This window comes from Dyella sp. M7H15-1 (assembly GCF_004114615.1).
GTDB lineage: Bacteria > Pseudomonadota > Gammaproteobacteria > Xanthomonadales > Rhodanobacteraceae > Dyella_B.
In genome coordinates this window covers 3,426,762-3,443,142 of record NZ_CP035300.1, presented here as the reverse complement: position 1 = coordinate 3,443,142, position 16,381 = coordinate 3,426,762, and the positions used below count along the sequence as shown (strand labels likewise).

Here is a 16,381-nt window from a genome sequence, read left to right as displayed (position 1 = left end):
GGATGCCTTACCTGCTCAACGCGCTATCCTTGCTGATCCAGGTCGCCTTTGGCGCCGTCGCCACGTTGTTCTTGTGCCGGCTGCTGGCGGAGGCCACGCGCGCAGACTTCCGCAATCCGCTCAGCCAGTTCATCTATCGCTATACCAATCCGGTACTGGCTCCCATTCGCCGGATATTGCCGAATTGGCGGCGCATCAATCTCGCGGCCTTGCTGATCATCTGGCTCACTTTGCTGGTGGAACGCATGGTGATCTTTGCACTGGGAGGTTTCCTGCCTTCCGCGCCGGGATTGCTGATCCTGTCACTGGCCGACCTGCTCGATTTCATGTTGTTGTTCTACATCATCGTGATTTTTGGCTGGTCACTGATGAGCATGTTGTCGATCGATCCGTATCAACCGCTGTTCCGACTTGCCAGCGTCATCACCGAACCCGTGCTACGTCCGCTGCGCGGAAAAATGGTCGTGGGCAGCATCGATTTCTCACCGACCGTTGTGGTGATCGTCTTGTTGCTGGCACGCATTTTATTGGCGGCACCCATTTTTGACTTGGGCGCACGCCTGGCCCAAGGCGGCTGATGAACCGAAGGAGAGAGGAAATTATTTCAGCGTTGCCGCGCAGCCCACGCAACAATGATGGCATGTATGGCATCAAGCCCATCAAATAAAGCAGCCGGTCCCGGCTGAAGAATGATCGGTGACTTGATTTCATGCAAATCGCCATGCAGCACAGCGGGAATCACACTCCAGCCTGGTCTCGTCACCACTTTCTCCGGACGGAAGCGCTTGCCGCACCATGAGCCGAGAATGATGTCCGGAGCACGACGCACCACCTCCGCTCCATCGGCCAGAATACGGTGCTTGGCCAATGACTCGCGCGCATGCTCGGGGAACACATCGTCGCCACCCGCCAAGCCAATCAGCTCCGCGACCCAGCGAATGCCCGTAATGATCGGCTCATCCCATTCTTCAAAATAGACCTTCGGGCGTCGTGTCAGTCGTGCGGTGGCGGCACGAACCTGTGCGAGATGTGCTTCGGCGCGCTGCGCGTATTGCTCAGCTTTTTCATAAGCACCCACCATCGCGCCAAGCCGGCGAATGTAGGCCAGGATGCCGGCCACACTGCGATGGTTGCTGATCCACACTTCGATGCCCGCGTGGATCAATTCACGTGCGATATCCGCCTGGATATCCGAAAAACCAATCACCAGATCCGGTTTCAGGGCCAGGATCTGTCCTACTTTGGCGCTGGTAAATGCCGATACCTTGGGCTTTTCCTTGCGCGCTCGCGCAGGACGCACGGTAAAACCGGAAATGCCTACGATGCGATGCTCCTCGCCCAACGCATAGAGCACCTCGGTGGGTTCTTCGGTAAGGCAGACGATGCGATGAGGGAATGAATCTTGAGCGGTCATGGTAAACGGGCTAAACAGTAAATCCATGCGGGGCGACATGTTCCGCGGGAGTGGCTCGGCTCATGGCGTATTCCTCATCAGGGATAAAGCAGGCGACTGGTCCAGGTCTGGCCGTGGCGATCCCAGCGCACGCGTTCGTGTAGCCGAAAGTTCGCGCCGTACCAGAATTCGATCATGTCCGGCTCTACCACGTAACCACCCCAATGCGGGGGACGCGGCACATCATAACCGGCAAATTGTTGTTCGTAGTGCGCCACGCGCTGCTCGAACGTTTCGCGGGTCGGCAAGGTCTGCGATTGCAGCGACGCCCATGCACCCATCTGGCTGCCACGCGGGCGACTGGCAAAGTACGCATCCGACTCTTCAATCGGCAGCTTGCGCACGATACCCTCAACGCGCACCTGCACCCCTTCACGCAACCGCTTCCAGTGAAAACACAAGGCCACCTGCGCATGGGCATCGAGTTGCACACCCTTGTCGCTCTGGTAGTTGGTGAAGAAACGGAAACCGCGCTGGTCGGCCCCCTTGAGCAATACGATGCGCGAGCTGACTCGTCCGGCCGCATCGACGCTGGACAAGTTCATGGCCGTCGGCTCAGGATCGCCACTGGCCACCGCCTGGTCCAGCAGTGTATTGAAAGTGTCAAGAATCTCTGGTTTCAGCATAAGGACTTGAATCGTGGCTCACGCACGTCATCATGACGCAATGAAGGAGGATGCTAGCACGCACAATCAGGCCCTCGCCGAGCACTTGCTGGATCATTACGCCGGCCGCATCGCGCGGACCCGCCGACCGTATGTGCTCGGCCTGTCGGGCCTTCAGGGAAGCGGCAAGAGCACCCTCGCCCGGGTCATCAAGACCCAGGCTGAACAACGTGATTGGTCCACCGAAGTGCTTTCGCTGGATGACTTCTATTACTCGCGTAGCGAGCGCGAGACGCTGGCCCATCAGATTCATCCGCTACTACGCACGCGCGGCGTACCAGGTACTCACGAGATTGAATTGTTGCTCTCTGTACTTGCCGCACTCCCACACGCCTGCGACAAACTGCCGGTCACCTGGCCCCGTTTCGACAAAGGTCGCGATACTCGCATGCCGCCTTCACGCTGGCCGCATGCCGTCCGACCACCTCGCCTGGTGATCGTGGAAGGCTGGGCATTGGGCTTGCGGCCCCAATTGGAAAGTGCGCTTGAGTATCCTGTCAACGAACTGGAACGCACCGAGGACGAAGACGGTCGCTGGCGCCACTGGGTCAATAAGCAATTGCGCGCCTACCAGCCGCTGTGGCGCAAACTCGATGCCCTTATCGTATTGCAGGCACCGAACTGGGACGTGGTGCGCGGCTGGCGCAGCGAAACTGAAAAGGAACTACTGGCCCGCGGCGCCCCTTTGGCGATGAATGCCGAAGCGATGAAACGCTTCCTGGCGCATTTCGAACGACTCAGCCACCATGCCCTAGCCACCTTGCCCGTATTGGCCGATACCTGCGTGGAATACGATACCCAACACCACGTAACCGGACTCAGCCATAGCTGAGTGCATCCGCCATCACGTCGCGTCATAAAGACAAGGACAAGTGAATTTAGGATTAGAACTATTGGCCCTATACAAGGGTACACACATAATCCTCCCGTCTTTCTCTGCCCATTTTCTTACTTCAATTTCATCGCATTCGATCGGAGCATATGTCCACGTGCTTAGGTCACATTGGCTACCGAGACATATTCGCTAATGTACGATTCACGTTACATGTAAGTCTTCGTACAGATCCGAACTTGACACGCGACAAACAACTTATCACCTGATTACCACAATCATCGACGGTGGCCATCGGCGCCTCGATAACGAATCAAGGCAACCCTGACCATGGTCCGTGTCATGGAAGACATTCTTACAACAGCGGAACATTGCACCCATGAACCTTACTCAAGATAAGTTTGATCTGGATCCACTTCGTGCCTATGGCCGTCCGGTCAGAATCGCGATCGCCGATGACCATCCACTGTTGCTTTCAGGCCTGATGCACGAACTTGAAAAGCAATCCGGCGTGATCGTGGTAGGCATTGCCCACAATTCCACCGAGCTGGTGAACCTGCTCAATCAGCAACCGGTCGATGTGGTGGTATCCGACTACGCTATGCCTGGCGGTACGCATGGTGATGGCATGGCCTTGTTCGGCTTCCTGAGGCGTCGCTTTCCCAAGATGCATCTGATCGCCGTGACCATGATGAACAACCCTGGCGTGATCCGTTCGCTGGTCGCACAAGGTGTCGATTGCATCCTTAGCAAGGCCGATTCACTGACCTACGTTACCGGCAGTCTGTATGCCGCATTGTCCGGGAAACGTTTCTTCTCGCCCACCATCGAAGCCATCGTGAAAATGCATGGCATCGGCAACCATTCCACACCCTCGCCGGTCAAGAACCTCACCATGCGCGAACTCGAAGTGGTTCGTCTTTTTGTGTCGGGCCTTACCGTTAGCGAAATCGCCGAACGCCTGCACCGCAGCAAGCAGACCGTAAGCACCCAGAAGATGAGCGCCATGCGCAGGCTGGGCATTCGCCGCGATGCCGACCTGATCAAGTACGGCATGGAAGCGGACCTCGCCTTACAAACCACAAATATCGTCGGGAAACTGCCCCCTTCTCATGGTGGCCCGTGAAGCCACGCTGTCACCCACACATGAACCCTTCGAAATGACATCAAAGTAGCCGCTCTATGGCTAGAGATCCACGCAAGCCATACTAAAATCGAGTCATGAATCCTTCCAGCAACCTGTTCCTAGTCGGCCCGACCGGCGCTGGCAAAACGTCGATCGGCCGCCAGTTGGCAGTGCGTTACAACATGCCGTTCCTCGACCTGGATCAGGAAATCGAGCGCGCAACCGGCGTTCCCGTCAGTACCATCTTCGAGATCGAGGGTGAACAAGGGTTTCGCCGGCGTGAACAAGCCTTGCTGGAGGAATGCAGCCGGCGCCACGGGCTACTGTTGGCCAGTGGCGCGGGTGCCGTGCTGGATCCTGCCAATCGTCGCTGTCTCGTCGAGCGTGGCTACGTGGTCTGGCTACAGGTGAGCGTACTGCTGCAATGGCAACGCCTGGCGCACGACACCGCCCGACCACTGCTCACCGATACCGATCGTCAACGCAAGCTGGAAGCGATGGCACAGACGCGCACCCCACTCTACGAGGAAATTGCCGATCTGGTGATCCCCCATGGCAGCGAGCACGAAGGGCTATCCGCCGCCACCGAACGCTGCATCGTGCTTATCGATCAACACTGGAACCGGCAAGCCGCATGATGAGCATCCTTACACCTGAAACCATCAATGTCACACTGAGCGAGCGCAGCTATCCGGTGTGGATCGGGCGTGGCTTGCTCGATGACCCAACGCGTTGGCGCACAACCCTGCGAGGACGGCATGCATTGGTGATCAGCAATAGCACCGTCGCGCCACTTTATCTGGACCGTGTTGCCTGTGGTCTCGATGGCCTGCAATGGTCATCGTTCCTGCTGGAAGATGGCGAAGCGCACAAGACGTTTGCCAATGTCGGCCGTGCACTCGACGCACTCTCCAGACTTGGTGCCACGCGCGATGCCTGCGTGATCGCCCTGGGCGGCGGCGTCGTCGGCGACCTTGCCGGATTCACGGCCGCATGCTGGATGCGTGGCATCGACTTTATCCAAATGCCGACCACCCTGCTCTCCATGGTGGACTCCTCCGTCGGCGGCAAGACCGGCGTAAATCTTCCCGCCGGCAAAAACCTGGTAGGCGCCTTTCACCAGCCGCGTGCAGTCGTTGCCGATATCGGCAGCCTGGATAGCTTGCCTGCGCGCGAATATCGCGCAGGCCTGGCCGAAGTCATCAAGGGTGCCGCCATTGGTGACGCCGGCTTCTTCGCGTGGCTCGAACAACATGCCGACGCTTTGGCATTGCGCGATGAAACCACGCTTATCCAGGCCATCGCCACCAAAGTACGTTACAAGGCTGGGGTTGTCGCTCGCGATGAAACAGAACAAGGCGAACGGGCACTGCTCAACCTGGGACACACCTTCGGCCACGCCCTGGAAACAGCAGGGCACTACACCACCCTGCTTCACGGCGAAGGTGTCGCCATCGGCATGCTGCTGGCTGCACGACTTTCCGAACGGCTTGGCATGAGTGCGGTGGCGGATACGCTGCGCCTGGAACAACTTCTGAAGACGACAGGCCTACCCACGGATGTTCCTTCCGGTTTTGAGCCCGAGCAACTGCTCGCGCTGATGCGCCTGGATAAAAAGAACATCGCAGGCACGCTGTGCCTGATTCTGTGGCGTGGTCTGGGCCGTGCGGAAATCGTATCGGGCGTGAACGAAGCCGATGTACTCGCCGTGCTACACGAAGCGACAGGCAGTACCTGAGTTGTTCCGATAGTTGCCCTTTACCATCCGCGACGGACAGAAACTCTCGCCCTGCATAGGTCGGAATTCGAACGCTCGCTAGCAAGACGCCAGCCATCTAGAATGATCTACCTGCGGCGTTGTCGCCGCACATGTCACCCCTGGAAGCTATGCGCCTCTATCTGCAAACCATGCCAGCCTCAGCCGAGCCGCCACGCTACGTCCAGATCCTGCTGGAACAGGATCTACTCGGTGGCTGGACACTGTACCGCGAGTCGGGCACGCAGGGTGGTCGCGCCACGCTCAAGCGCGACCAATACCTGGAGCGCGACGAAGCCATCGCCGCGTTCGAGAAAATGCGCGATGCCCAACTCAAGCGCGGCTTCCGTGTGATGTTTGCCCAAGGGCTGGATGGCCCTCACGGACGCCGATAAACATGCCTACATCTCTGAAGAATGATCGCTTGCTGCGTGCCCTGCGTCGCGAGCCTGTCGACACCACGCCTATCTGGGTCATGCGCCAGGCCGGCCGCTACTTGCCGGAATATCGTGCCGCCCGCGCCAAGGCCGGCAGTTTCATGGCGCTGGCCCAGAACCCCGAGCTGGCCTGCGAGGTAACGCTGCAACCTCTGCGCCGCTTCGAACTGGATGCCGCCATACTGTTCTCCGACATTCTCACCATTCCGGATGCGATGGGCCTTGGCCTGTCCTTCGCGCAGGGTGAAGGGCCGCGGTTCGCCCACCCAGTGCGCACCCGCGCCGACGTCGAGAGGCTTGGCGTGCCCGACATGGAAACCGAACTGCGCTATGTAATGGATGCGGTACGTGTGATCCGGCGCGAGCTCGACGGCAGCGTACCGCTGATCGGCTTTTCCGGAAGCCCATGGACACTGGCTTGCTACATGGTGGAAGGCGAAGGCTCGCGCGATTTCGCCACCGCCAAGGCCATGTGCTGGAACGAACCGGCGCTCGCCCACACACTGCTCGAAACCCTGGCACGTTCGATAGCGGCTTATCTCAGCGCGCAAGCCTCCGCCGGCGCACAGGTACTGATGGTGTTCGACACCTGGGGCGGCATGCTGAGCCCGATCGCCTATCTCGAATTTTCACTGCGCTACATGGCACAGGTGGTCGAGGCATTGAAGACGGATGCACACGCACGCGACTTGCCGGTCATCCTGTTCTCCAAGGGCGCCAACGTCCATCTTGCCGCGATGGCCCAGACCGGCTGTGCCGCACTTGGCGTCGACTGGACCATCGACCTCGGCGATGCTCGCCAGATGGTGAATGGCAAGGTGGCATTGCAAGGCAATCTCGATCCGACCGTGCTGCGCGCGTCTCCTGAAGTGATCCGCCGCGAAGTGCGTCATGTACTGGACCGCTACGGCAATCATCCCGGACACGTATTTAATCTAGGCCATGGCGTGACGCCAGAAGTCGATCCGGAACACATGCAAGTACTAGTGGATGAGGTGCATGCTTACAGCCGCAAACTTCATGCTACCTAGACCCTCCTCCTCACTCCCTCAAAGCAGGGCCACCCATGACCCTTCCCCGTGTCCCGGAGGTGAAAGGGAGTAAAGCATCGCTAGTGGAGTGAAACCCTCAACGTCGAAGGTGACGATGTTGACGAACTGAACGTGACATCGCTATTCAACGGCGTCACACCCGCATAGCGCAAATCATTGGTACTGATCACCAGCGCCAGTTGATCACCCTGGTTCATCTGCCAGTTGGTCGCTTCCAGATTCATGCTGATGGTCTGCGGCACACCCACGGCTGCGTTGGTGATGGTGTACGGTTTCCAGGTAATCAATGGGCCCATACCCGACGAGTTCAGATCGTAAAGATAGGCGATCAAGGTTACCTGGCTGGTGGTCGGCGTAACAGTAACCTGCAACGCAGGCATGCCGATCAAGTTCTGCGTTTGCGCAGCAGCCGGGCCAACCCACACACCAGCGTTCCAGCGATTGACCAATGATAGGGCGACGGCCGGTGGCAGATCCAGGTAACCGGTCAGCAAGCCGCTGACGAAGGCCATGCCGGTCGTCGCAGCGGTCAGATAGCCGCCGATAATGCCGTATTGCCAGTTGCTGCCGGAACCGGCCGAAAGACTGCCCGTACACTGATACAACAAACCACATGACACCGGCTGGGTGAGGTTATACGTCACCGCCCCCTGCTGCACAGCGCTCCAATTCGCAAAAGTGCTCCAGACGCCCGTCTGCGATTTCAGTTGTACTGGCTGCTGGATATTGATGCCGTTGTTAACGCCTTTCAGATAATGATCGAACCACGCATTGACGGCGGTGTAGATCTCGTTGGGAAAACCTGCCGCGCCGGTCAGTTCGGCGGTGGTGTGATCACCATGCGAGAACATCATCATCTTCGGCACGGTGAGTTGATTGTAGAAGTTGATCAACTGGCTGGGCACAAACAGGCTGTCTTCGAAATCATTGGCGACAAACACCGCTGGGCCATTCGCATTGATCTGGGCAACGCGGTTGATTGGTGAGCGCCCTGGCGTGTCCGGATCGTTCTCGACGGCGTGTACCGCGCCAGCGAAATTGAGCGCAAGCACATCTTCGTTGGCCTGCGTCAACAGCGCACCCGGTTTGCCCAGATAGCTGGCAAACGCCAGCAAGCCAATGCCTTGCTGGCTGGGTGTTTGATTGGCGTTTAGCGAGGCTATTAAATCCGCCCATGTGCTCATCGAGGCCACCGCCTTGATGCGCGAATCGTTTTCAGCGGCCAACAGACTGGTGCCCGCACCGTAGGAAATACCGGAAACACCGATCTCGTCCTTATTGGACGGCGTGTTGTTCAAGGCCCAGGTGATGACCGTGCTTACATCGCCTACGGTCAACGGTCCAGCCATATCGATATAGCCGCATGTTGGATCAAGTGCGCAGCCGATGCCGAACCCGCGCGAGCTGTAGCTGACCACGACATAGCCGCCATGGGCCAGCACATTCGCTTCGCCCACGTATTCCGCGTAGTTCACGCCCCAACTGGATGGCATGACCACCAGCGGAAAGGGACCACTGCCCCGCCCTGCGGGCACGGCAACGTAAACCTGCAACTGATACCCATCCGGTGTGGCGATGGATGTGACTGTGCCAGGAAGACTTTGCGCCATCACCGTCGTAGCCATGGCGGATGCCAGCAAGGTAAACAACACTGCTGTGTATCGCATAGACCCTCCGCGGATATGTGAGAGACGAGTATCTCCTGTACATGCACACTCGTACGCATGCAGTGTACACATGTGCGCCCACACGAGTGATGTCCGCGTGAAGGCGGAAAATCAGGAAACGAAAAATCATCGCAAGGACCGCGTTGCTACGGAGGTGGCCCTTACCCAAAGCGGCGTTAAGGCCAACTTCGTCGTGGAACCGGACGACTCGTCACCCGATGGAACCGTAGCCGGTTCGCTTTACTACGAACCGCAGTTTCGCTTCCGGTTGCTCCCCACCCCACCTCACGGCGACGCAGTTACCTTCCGCTACGGGGCCTGTGGCTAACCCCGACGAGGACTTTCACCTCGCTGGTTGAGCGCCTTCGCGGGCGCACGATCCCAGCTTTCGCTGGAATGACGAGCATGGAATCTACGGTGGCCTTAGTGCCCTTGAATTTTGAGCGCTGAGCCCTAAGTTAAGGCATGCTTGCCGCAGCGCTACGGGGGCGCATTCGCCCCCGTTTCACGCCAGGCTTAACGTCCGCGCCAGCCCACGAAACCACTGCACTTTGTTACGCCTTCATATCCTCCAGCTCGATGCCACGTGTCTCGCGCACGGCACGCATCACAAACAGCAGTGATAGCAAGGCAAACAAGGCATACAGCCCGTAGGCGAAGGCAAGGCCCATTTCCGCCAGCCACGGGAACGTGCTGGTGATGGCGAAATTGGCCATCCATTGCGCAGCCGCCGCCACGGCAAGCGCAATCGCGCGGATACTGTTGGGGAACATCTCGCCAAGCAGCACCCACACCATCGGCCCCCAGCTCAAACCGAAACACACGACATAGGCGTTGGCTGCGACCAAGGCAATCATGCCCCACGGTTCCGGCATGCTGAGATTGGTACCGCTGCCTGTGGCCTGCGAGAAACACACTGCCATCAATCCCAGCGTGATTGTCATGCCAGCCGAACCGATCAGCAGCAGCGGCTTGCGCCCGATCTTGTCGACCAGCGCAATCGCCACCAGCGTCACCAGCACGTTGACAATCGACGTGGCCACGGTGATCGAAAACGAGTCGGTTTCGCTGAAACCCACGGAGTGCCACAACGTCGAGGAATAATAAAAAATCACATTGATGCCGACGAACTGCTGGAATACCGACAGCAAAATGCCCGTCCATACAATCGGCAGCAGGCCCGTGCGAGGACCGCGCAGATCGCGCAAGGTCGGGCGATATTCCGCACGCAGGCTGTGCGCGATGTCGTTGACTTTGGCATCCAGTGCGCTGTCGCTGTGCAGGTCCAGCACTTTCGCCAGCACCGTGCGCGCTTCGGGCAGACGCCCGCGCGCAACGAGATAGCGCGGCGATTCCGGCACACCCAGCACCAATACCCCATAAATCAGCGCTGGTACGGTAGCGACGAGGAACATCCAGCGCCACGCTTCCAGCCCCAGCCATAGCACCTTGGCCGCGCCACCTGCCGTGCTGGCGAGCCAGGCATCGCTAAGCAGCGCAACGAAGATGCCGAGCACGATCGCAAGCTGCTGCATCGAACCCAAGCGTCCGCGCACATTGGCTGGCGACACCTCCGCGATGTATGCCGGTGCAATCACCGAGGCCATGCCCACGCCTATGCCACCGACCACGCGCCACAGCACCAGATCCAAAACACCGTGCACGAGGCCAGAACCCAGCGCACTGACCATCAGAAACAACGCTGCCACCTGCATCGTGCGCACGCGCCCCAGACGATCGGCCAACGGACCGGCGTACCACGCCCCTAGCGCCGAACCCAGCAAAGCGCAGGACACGGCGAAACCAATCTCGCCAGCACCCAGCGCAAAACCGTGGCGCACTGCATCAACGGCGCCATTGATCACCGCGGTGTCGAAGCCAAACAGAAAGCCGCCGATTGCCGCGGCCGCGGCAATCAATACCACGCGCGCCGTGGCTCGCGCGGTTTCCTCCTCCTGGGTGTTGTCTGGATTTGTACTTGTATTGAGGTTCATGTCGATCCTGTTCTCCGCGTAATAGTGTTTGGTGGGAATGGTGTTTGGTGGGAATGGCGTTTACTTAAGCGCTTGCTCGTCGATTGCAATGCGCGCGGAACACTCCCCTCTCCCTTCGGGAGAGGGGCTGGGGGTGAGGGTTCGGGCGGAGCGCGGTGATCATTTCTTGCACAAGTGTTTGTCATTGCACTCCGACCGCACCCTCACCCCAACCCCTCTCCCGAAGGGAGAGGGGCTTAAGTAAGCGCCATTCGTGTCTGGTGATAGTCGATTCTGCGTGCGCACCCGATGGCTGCCCCTTGAATACTTATTCAGTATTGTCTTAATCGTCTGGCGCGGAGAAACTATCACGCTCAGCCGCTTTCGGGTTGCTCGCCTCCATCGCGACACGCTCAAAGAATGACCGCACCTGTGCAAGATCACGCGTCCGCGGCATCGGCGGCAGGCTAGCCAGGAACAACTTGCCGTACCCCTTGGTCGTCAGGCGCGGATCACCAAGCACCAGCACACCGCAATCGTGCACGCCACGGATCAAGCGCCCGGCCCCTTGCTTCAGGGCGATCACGGCTGACGGCACTTGCCAGCCCATGAACGGATTGATACCCGCCTGCTCCAGCGCCGCCAGCCGTGCCTGCAGTACCGGATCATCGGGCGCAGCAAACGGTAGCTTGTCGATGACCACCACCGAAAGTGCCTCGCCAGCAACATCTACACCCTCCCAGAAACTCGCCGCTCCCAACAACACGCCATGCCCGCTGGCGCGAAACTCTTCCAGCAACTGATGCCGCGGTGCGTCGCCTTGCACGAACAACGGCCAGGAAACACGATCGGCTAGCCATTCCGCGGCGCGGCGCAGGGCGCGATGCGAGGTGAACAACAGAAACGCGCGACCGTTCGACGCTTCCAGCACCGGCATCACCGCGTTGATGACGCGTTCGGTGTGATCACGCGCTGCAGGATCAGGCAAGCCCTCTGGCAAATAGCACAGCGCCTGGCGGGCATAGTCGAAGGGGCTTTCCAGACGGATGGTCTGCGGATCATCCAGGCCAAGCTGGCGCGCGAAATGATCGAAATGGCCGGCGACCGACAACGTGGCCGACGTATGTATCCACGCCGCGTGGGTGCGCTCACGCATCGTGCGCAGCGGCGCAGCCAGATCCAGCGGCGTAGCATGCAAGGCAAAGCCGCGCGGGAACAACTCGTACCAGCGTACGTCCTGCTCGGAATGTTCTTGGACAATTCGATCCAGACGCTCGGTGAAACTGGCGGCACGCTCATGCACATTCATGAAGCCGCGCGAACGTTCGGCCTGCGAAGCCAGTACGTCCGTCAGTACCGCCAGCAAATCCCCCAGATCGCGCAGCGATTCTGGGACACCCTCTTGTTTCAGCACATCATGGAAAGGGCCACGCGTCGGCAAGGGTTCTAGCGTCAGACGCAGCTTGCGCACCGCCTCCTGCAGGGATTCAACCGGCTCCAGCACCAAACCGATTGCGCCAGTCATGCCATTGCATTCGTTCAATGCATCCTGTGCAAGCTCAGTCAGCTGGCGTGCGCTGAGACTTTGCGAAAAGAACTGCCCAGCCAGCTCGGGAATCTGATGTGCTTCATCAAGAATAAACGCCTGCGCCCCCGGCAGGATTTCGCCAAAGCCTTCCTGCTTCAAGGCGAGATCGGCAAACAGCAGATGATGATTGACCACCACCAAATCCGCTTCCTGCGCCTGGCGCCGCGCGGCAACCACATGGCAATCATCGTAGAAAGGACATTCCACACCGAGGCAGTTTTCCGGCGTGGAGGTGACGCGTAGCCATAGTGGCGAATCCTCGGGCACCTCTGCCAGCTCCATACGATCGCCACGGCGCGTGCGCGCCGACCATGCGCGGATCGCGGCAAGCTGTGTGGCCTGATTGCGATCGAAGCTGGCACCTTCGCGAACCGTCTGATCCAGCCGGTATAGGCACAGATAATTGGCGCGACCTTTCAGCAGTGCAGCCTTCAGGTGCACACCGAGTACCGAGCGCACGTTAGGCAGATCACGAAAGAAGAGCTGATCCTGCAACGCTTTGGTGCCAGTGGAAACAATCACCCTCTCGCCGGATAGCATGGCAGGCACAAGATAAGCATAGGTTTTTCCCGTGCCCGTACCCGCCTCGGCAATCAGGGTTTCGCATTCAGCGATCGCGTGTTGCACCGCCTTCGCCATTGCTTGCTGCGCAGAACGAGGCGCGAAGTTGGGCAACTCGCGGGCGAATGGGCCTTCAGCACCGAGGAGGGCGTCGATGTCATCGGGATGGGGCATCGGGAGAGTATGGCTTAGGCAGTCCGCGCCCTGGTTGCCGCCAAACCATCCGTGGCGTGGCGCTCATCTGCTCAGAAACGCTGGATGCCGGGTTCGCGGCATGCTTCAACGCTCTTGCTGGCCGTGGCGGCACTGGCTGTATCGTTCACGCGTTGACGCATCTCAACGATGGTCTGCCAGTTGCGCGCGCACAACGGCCCCTGCTTGGAGCCCAGCGACCAGGATTGATGCGCAAGCTGTTCGGCCATGTCGTAATGGCCCATATAGATGGCCAATTCGGCACGGTCTTGCAGCACGGCCGGCGAATTCGGGCTGCGCTTCAGCGCCATGTCCAGCTTGGCGGCGGCGGCATCAAACTGACCGTTGCGTTCATCCGTGCGTGCACCATCCTGCAGGGTGGTAATGCCCGGATCCACCAGAGGATGCACATTGATCACCGATTTGTCGCGTTCGCCGGCGGCCTGGATCTCCGCCACCATGGCCGCATTGGATTTCCCTGTCGGCTTGGGTGCTTCAGGTAGGGGCTGGGTGCATGCGGCGAGCAGGATACCGGCGAAAGCTACCGGCAGAAATGGGAAAGCGCGAAACGTACGGAACGGCATGATCATTCTCGGGTGACTGTAGTGGCAGGCGTGGCATCGGCAGGCGCCGGGGCATTGGGGCTGGAACCGAACAGATTACCGACCTTTTGCCAAAAACACCCCTCCGAATCGCTGGACAGCGAACCGGCGATCACTGGCACCTGTTTGGCGCCCGAGCACTGCGGATCGCTACGTTTGCCGTCGACGGGGTTGATCCAAGCCATTTCCAACCCGTCGCCCGGCGCGGCGGAGAGCGGTTGAGTGGGCAATTTGCGGAACAATTCCTGCCAGGCACGCAAGGCACCGGTGGCACCAAACAGGTGGCTGGGCTTGTTGTCGTCGCGGCCCATCCAGAACACACCCAGGCGATCGCCGGTGAAACCGGCGAACCAGCTATCGCGCAGATCATTGCTGGTCCCGGTCTTGCCGGCGACATGCAGCGCGGCGAGGCTGGATTCGGCCAGCGTATGTGCGGTGCCGTAGGTAGCCACCTGCTGCATCGCCCAAGTCACCAGACGCACAGCGGGCTGATATTCACCCTGTCCGCTCTGCACCTCATAACGCTTGATGGTGCGACCGTTGCCGTCGACGACGCCGCTCACCGCCAGCAACGGCAACGCGTGTCCGCCGGAAGCCAAATACTGATAGAGCTGCGCCACCTGGATCGGCGCCAGATCGATCGCACCGATCAGCAGCGATGGACCGGGCTGGATCTTCACCAGGCCGAAGGAGTCCAGAAACGCCTTGATGCGCGGCACGCCAACATCAAGGCCAAGATGGATGGTGGCAAGGTTCCATGAGTATGCCAACGCATCCACCATCGGTACCATGCCGTGACTTTGGTTGTCATCGTTGTGCGGCGTCCATGGCGTGCCATCGGGCTGACGCATGCTGATAGGCGAATCGTCCAGCTCCGAGGCAAGGTTCCAGCGCTCTGGCTGCGTCAACGCAACCAGATAGACGAAAGGCTTGATGGTGGAGCCGATCGGGCGCTGTGCATCCAATGCGCGATTGAAACCCTGGTCACCCGCAACCTTGCTGCCGACCACGGCGAGCACGCTACCAGTCCTGGAGTCCGTGATCACAGCGGCAGCCTGGGTATCGTCGCCACGTTTGCCCAGACTCTTGATGGTGGCGTCGATCGATTGCTCGGTATAAAGCTGCGTGGCCGGATCGAGCGTGGTGAAGATCGACAGATTGCCCTGCCGCAAGGTTTCTTCATCAAAATCATGGGTAATCTGTACGCGCACCCATTGCATGAAGGCGGGGAAGCGATCGTGTGGAAGCTGGCCATTCGCGATCACCCCAAGTGGTGTTGCTTGCGCGGCACGTGCTTGCTCCTGTGTGAGCAAGCCGGTACTGGCGAACTGATCCAGCACCAAATTGCGCCGTGCCAGCGCACGATCCGGGAAACGGCGTGGATCGAACTGGCTGGGGCCTTTGACCAATCCCACCAGCATGGCGATTTCCTGCGGACGCAGGTATTCCAGGCGACGACCGAAATAAAATTCCGACGCCGCCGCAAAACCGCGCACCGCCTGATTGCCCTGCTGGCCGAGGAACACTTCGTTAATGTACGCATCGAGAATGCGCGACTTGTCGTAATGCATTTCCAGCAGGATCGACATCAGCGCCTCGTTCAATTTGCGCCCCATCGTCTGGTCACGACTGAGGAACAGATTGCGGACGAGCTGCTGGGTGATGGTCGAAGCGCCTTGCACCGCATGTCCCGCACGCAGGTCAGCAAAGGCAGCGCGAAGGATGGCGGTGAAATCCACGCCGATGTGATGTTTGAAGTCGCGATCCTCGACCGCCTGCAAGCCGCCGACCAACAGGGGAGGGACATCGCTCAGTTGCACAATGCTGCGATCTTCCTGCTTGGGTCCGTACACGGTGGCGATGCGCGCCGGATCCAGATGGGTTTCCTGCAACGCCTTGCCCGTGCCCAGATCAGTCACCGATTGCACGATGCCCCGCTCCAGCACCACGCGAATATGCTTGGGCAATTCACCGCCACCGGGACCGGCATAACCGCGCGAGGAAATGACATAGATGCCACCCTTCCTGGCCCAGCTACCCGGCACATCGCCATGGCCATCGGAGACGTAGCCGGAGAAGGTCAGTCCCACTTCAAGCGCGCCGGGCGTCATGGGTACACCGGGTGCCAGACGCACCGGCTGCGAGTAGACGCGAGTCGGCACGGCGAAAACCAGGTCGTTGAAACGGTCCTGCACACGCTTGTTCAATATCAGCGAGTACGGCAACACGAAACCGAACAACAGGCCAGTGCCGATCCAGAAGGGAATGCGTATCCACGGCCAGCACGCACTTGCGATCGATCGAATTCGGCTCAGAGAGTCCAACGTTGGGATATCCGGTGGCGGGGTGCGGGGATCATAGAGCCTGGCACCCGGCGGCCGGATGAACATGGGCAGGGGGAAAATGGCATAAGACGGGCATCCGGCGGCATTCCTGATGACACTTGATGGTGCGCGCCCTACTCATCTTTAGGTACT

At 59.5% G+C, this 16,381-nt stretch carries 15 protein-coding genes; 8 read left to right on the top strand and 7 right to left on the bottom strand.

Going from position 1 to position 16,381, the window contains the following annotated elements; genetic code table 11:
* Positions 1-2 precede the first annotated feature (2 nt).
* Entirely contained in the window at positions 3-578 is a 576-nt protein-coding gene (locus EO087_RS15750) for a YggT family protein (protein WP_128899687.1), read from the top strand.
* Positions 579-604: 26 nt separating this feature from the next.
* Here EO087_RS15750 and EO087_RS15745 read toward each other — a convergent pair whose 3' ends face one another.
* Both EO087_RS15745 and pdxH read right to left on the bottom strand, forming a co-directional pair.
* On the bottom strand, positions 605-1,414 hold the full coding sequence (locus EO087_RS15745; protein WP_128899686.1) for a cobalamin-binding protein: 810 nt from the start codon (positions 1,412-1,414) through the stop codon (positions 605-607).
* Between the two features lie 77 nt (positions 1,415-1,491).
* On the bottom strand, positions 1,492-2,079 hold the full coding sequence (gene pdxH / locus EO087_RS15740; protein ID WP_128899685.1) for a pyridoxamine 5'-phosphate oxidase: 588 nt from the start codon (positions 2,077-2,079) through the stop codon (positions 1,492-1,494).
* Between the two features lie 40 nt (positions 2,080-2,119).
* On the opposite strand from pdxH, the gene EO087_RS15735 reads away from it, so the two are divergent.
* From EO087_RS15735 to hemE, 6 genes are all read left to right on the top strand, one after another.
* Positions 2,120-2,950: a kinase gene (locus tag EO087_RS15735; protein ID WP_128899995.1), complete on the top strand. Its 831-nt coding sequence runs from the start codon at positions 2,120-2,122 to the stop codon at positions 2,948-2,950.
* A gap of 379 nt (positions 2,951-3,329) precedes the next feature.
* Positions 3,330-4,076, top strand: coding sequence for a response regulator transcription factor (locus EO087_RS15730; protein ID WP_128899684.1), 747 nt, complete (start codon positions 3,330-3,332; stop codon positions 4,074-4,076).
* A 95-nt stretch (positions 4,077-4,171) separates the two neighbouring features.
* Positions 4,172-4,714: a shikimate kinase gene (locus EO087_RS15725; RefSeq protein ID WP_128899683.1), complete on the top strand. Its 543-nt coding sequence runs from the start codon at positions 4,172-4,174 to the stop codon at positions 4,712-4,714.
* Positions 4,714-5,814, top strand: coding sequence for a 3-dehydroquinate synthase (aroB, locus tag EO087_RS15720; protein ID WP_128899994.1), 1,101 nt, complete (start codon positions 4,714-4,716; stop codon positions 5,812-5,814). Before EO087_RS15725 ends, aroB begins: the two co-directional genes overlap by 1 nt.
* 149 nt (positions 5,815-5,963) lie before the next feature.
* Positions 5,964-6,227 carry a WGR domain-containing protein gene (locus EO087_RS15715; protein WP_128899993.1) on the top strand — a complete coding sequence of 88 codons (264 nt, stop codon included), beginning with the start codon at positions 5,964-5,966 and terminating at the stop codon, positions 6,225-6,227.
* A gap of 2 nt (positions 6,228-6,229) precedes the next feature.
* Positions 6,230-7,300: a uroporphyrinogen decarboxylase gene (hemE, locus tag EO087_RS15710; RefSeq protein ID WP_128899682.1), complete on the top strand. Its 1,071-nt coding sequence runs from the start codon at positions 6,230-6,232 to the stop codon at positions 7,298-7,300.
* Between the two features lie 80 nt (positions 7,301-7,380).
* On the opposite strand, the gene EO087_RS15705 is transcribed toward hemE, so the two are convergent.
* A complete protein-coding gene (locus EO087_RS15705; RefSeq protein ID WP_128899681.1) occupies positions 7,381-8,988 on the bottom strand; it encodes a CocE/NonD family hydrolase in 1,608 nt (535 codons plus the stop codon).
* Positions 8,989-9,058: 70 nt separating this feature from the next.
* Between EO087_RS15705 and EO087_RS15700 the strand changes: the two genes are divergently transcribed.
* Positions 9,059-9,316 (top strand): hypothetical protein, encoded by a 258-nt coding sequence (locus EO087_RS15700; protein ID WP_128899680.1) that lies wholly within the window; start codon positions 9,059-9,061, stop codon positions 9,314-9,316.
* A 226-nt stretch (positions 9,317-9,542) separates the two neighbouring features.
* Here the strand turns inward: EO087_RS15700 and EO087_RS15695 are convergent, their stop codons facing one another.
* The 4 genes from EO087_RS15695 to mrcB all read right to left on the bottom strand — a co-directional run bounded on the left by EO087_RS15695 (position 9,543) and on the right by mrcB (position 16,228).
* Positions 9,543-10,982, bottom strand: coding sequence for a sugar porter family MFS transporter (locus EO087_RS15695; protein ID WP_128899679.1), 1,440 nt, complete (start codon positions 10,980-10,982; stop codon positions 9,543-9,545).
* 322 nt (positions 10,983-11,304) lie between these two features.
* Positions 11,305-13,284, bottom strand: coding sequence for an ATP-dependent DNA helicase (locus EO087_RS15690; protein ID WP_128899678.1), 1,980 nt, complete (start codon positions 13,282-13,284; stop codon positions 11,305-11,307).
* Positions 13,285-13,355: 71 nt separating this feature from the next.
* Positions 13,356-13,886, bottom strand: a complete 531-nt coding sequence (locus EO087_RS15685; protein ID WP_240669080.1) for a tetratricopeptide repeat protein — start codon at positions 13,884-13,886, stop codon at positions 13,356-13,358.
* 2 nt (positions 13,887-13,888) lie between these two features.
* Positions 13,889-16,228 (bottom strand): penicillin-binding protein 1B, encoded by a 2,340-nt coding sequence (gene mrcB / locus EO087_RS15680; protein ID WP_128899676.1) that lies wholly within the window; start codon positions 16,226-16,228, stop codon positions 13,889-13,891.
* Positions 16,229-16,381 lie beyond the last annotated feature (153 nt).

Coding starts and splice junctions, on each gene's coding strand:
- EO087_RS15700 (WP_128899680.1), top strand. CDS start 9,059: ATGTGCGCCCACACGAGTGATGTCCGCGTGAAGGCGGAAAATCAGGAA.
- aroB (WP_128899994.1), top strand. CDS start 4,714: ATGAGCATCCTTACACCTGAAACCATCAATGTCACACTGAGCGAGCGC.
- EO087_RS15685 (WP_240669080.1), bottom strand. CDS start 13,886: ATGCCGTTCCGTACGTTTCGCGCTTTCCCATTTCTGCCGGTAGCTTTC.
- EO087_RS15715 (WP_128899993.1), top strand. CDS start 5,964: ATGCGCCTCTATCTGCAAACCATGCCAGCCTCAGCCGAGCCGCCACGC.
- EO087_RS15690 (WP_128899678.1), bottom strand. CDS start 13,284: ATGCCCCATCCCGATGACATCGACGCCCTCCTCGGTGCTGAAGGCCCA.
- EO087_RS15725 (WP_128899683.1), top strand. CDS start 4,172: ATGAATCCTTCCAGCAACCTGTTCCTAGTCGGCCCGACCGGCGCTGGC.
- EO087_RS15705 (WP_128899681.1), bottom strand. CDS start 8,988: ATGCGATACACAGCAGTGTTGTTTACCTTGCTGGCATCCGCCATGGCT.
- EO087_RS15735 (WP_128899995.1), top strand. CDS start 2,120: ATGAAGGAGGATGCTAGCACGCACAATCAGGCCCTCGCCGAGCACTTG.
- EO087_RS15695 (WP_128899679.1), bottom strand. CDS start 10,982: ATGAACCTCAATACAAGTACAAATCCAGACAACACCCAGGAGGAGGAA.
- hemE (WP_128899682.1), top strand. CDS start 6,230: ATGCCTACATCTCTGAAGAATGATCGCTTGCTGCGTGCCCTGCGTCGC.
- EO087_RS15745 (WP_128899686.1), bottom strand. CDS start 1,414: ATGACCGCTCAAGATTCATTCCCTCATCGCATCGTCTGCCTTACCGAA.
- pdxH (WP_128899685.1), bottom strand. CDS start 2,079: ATGCTGAAACCAGAGATTCTTGACACTTTCAATACACTGCTGGACCAG.
- EO087_RS15750 (WP_128899687.1), top strand. CDS start 3: ATGCCTTACCTGCTCAACGCGCTATCCTTGCTGATCCAGGTCGCCTTT.
- EO087_RS15730 (WP_128899684.1), top strand. CDS start 3,330: ATGAACCTTACTCAAGATAAGTTTGATCTGGATCCACTTCGTGCCTAT.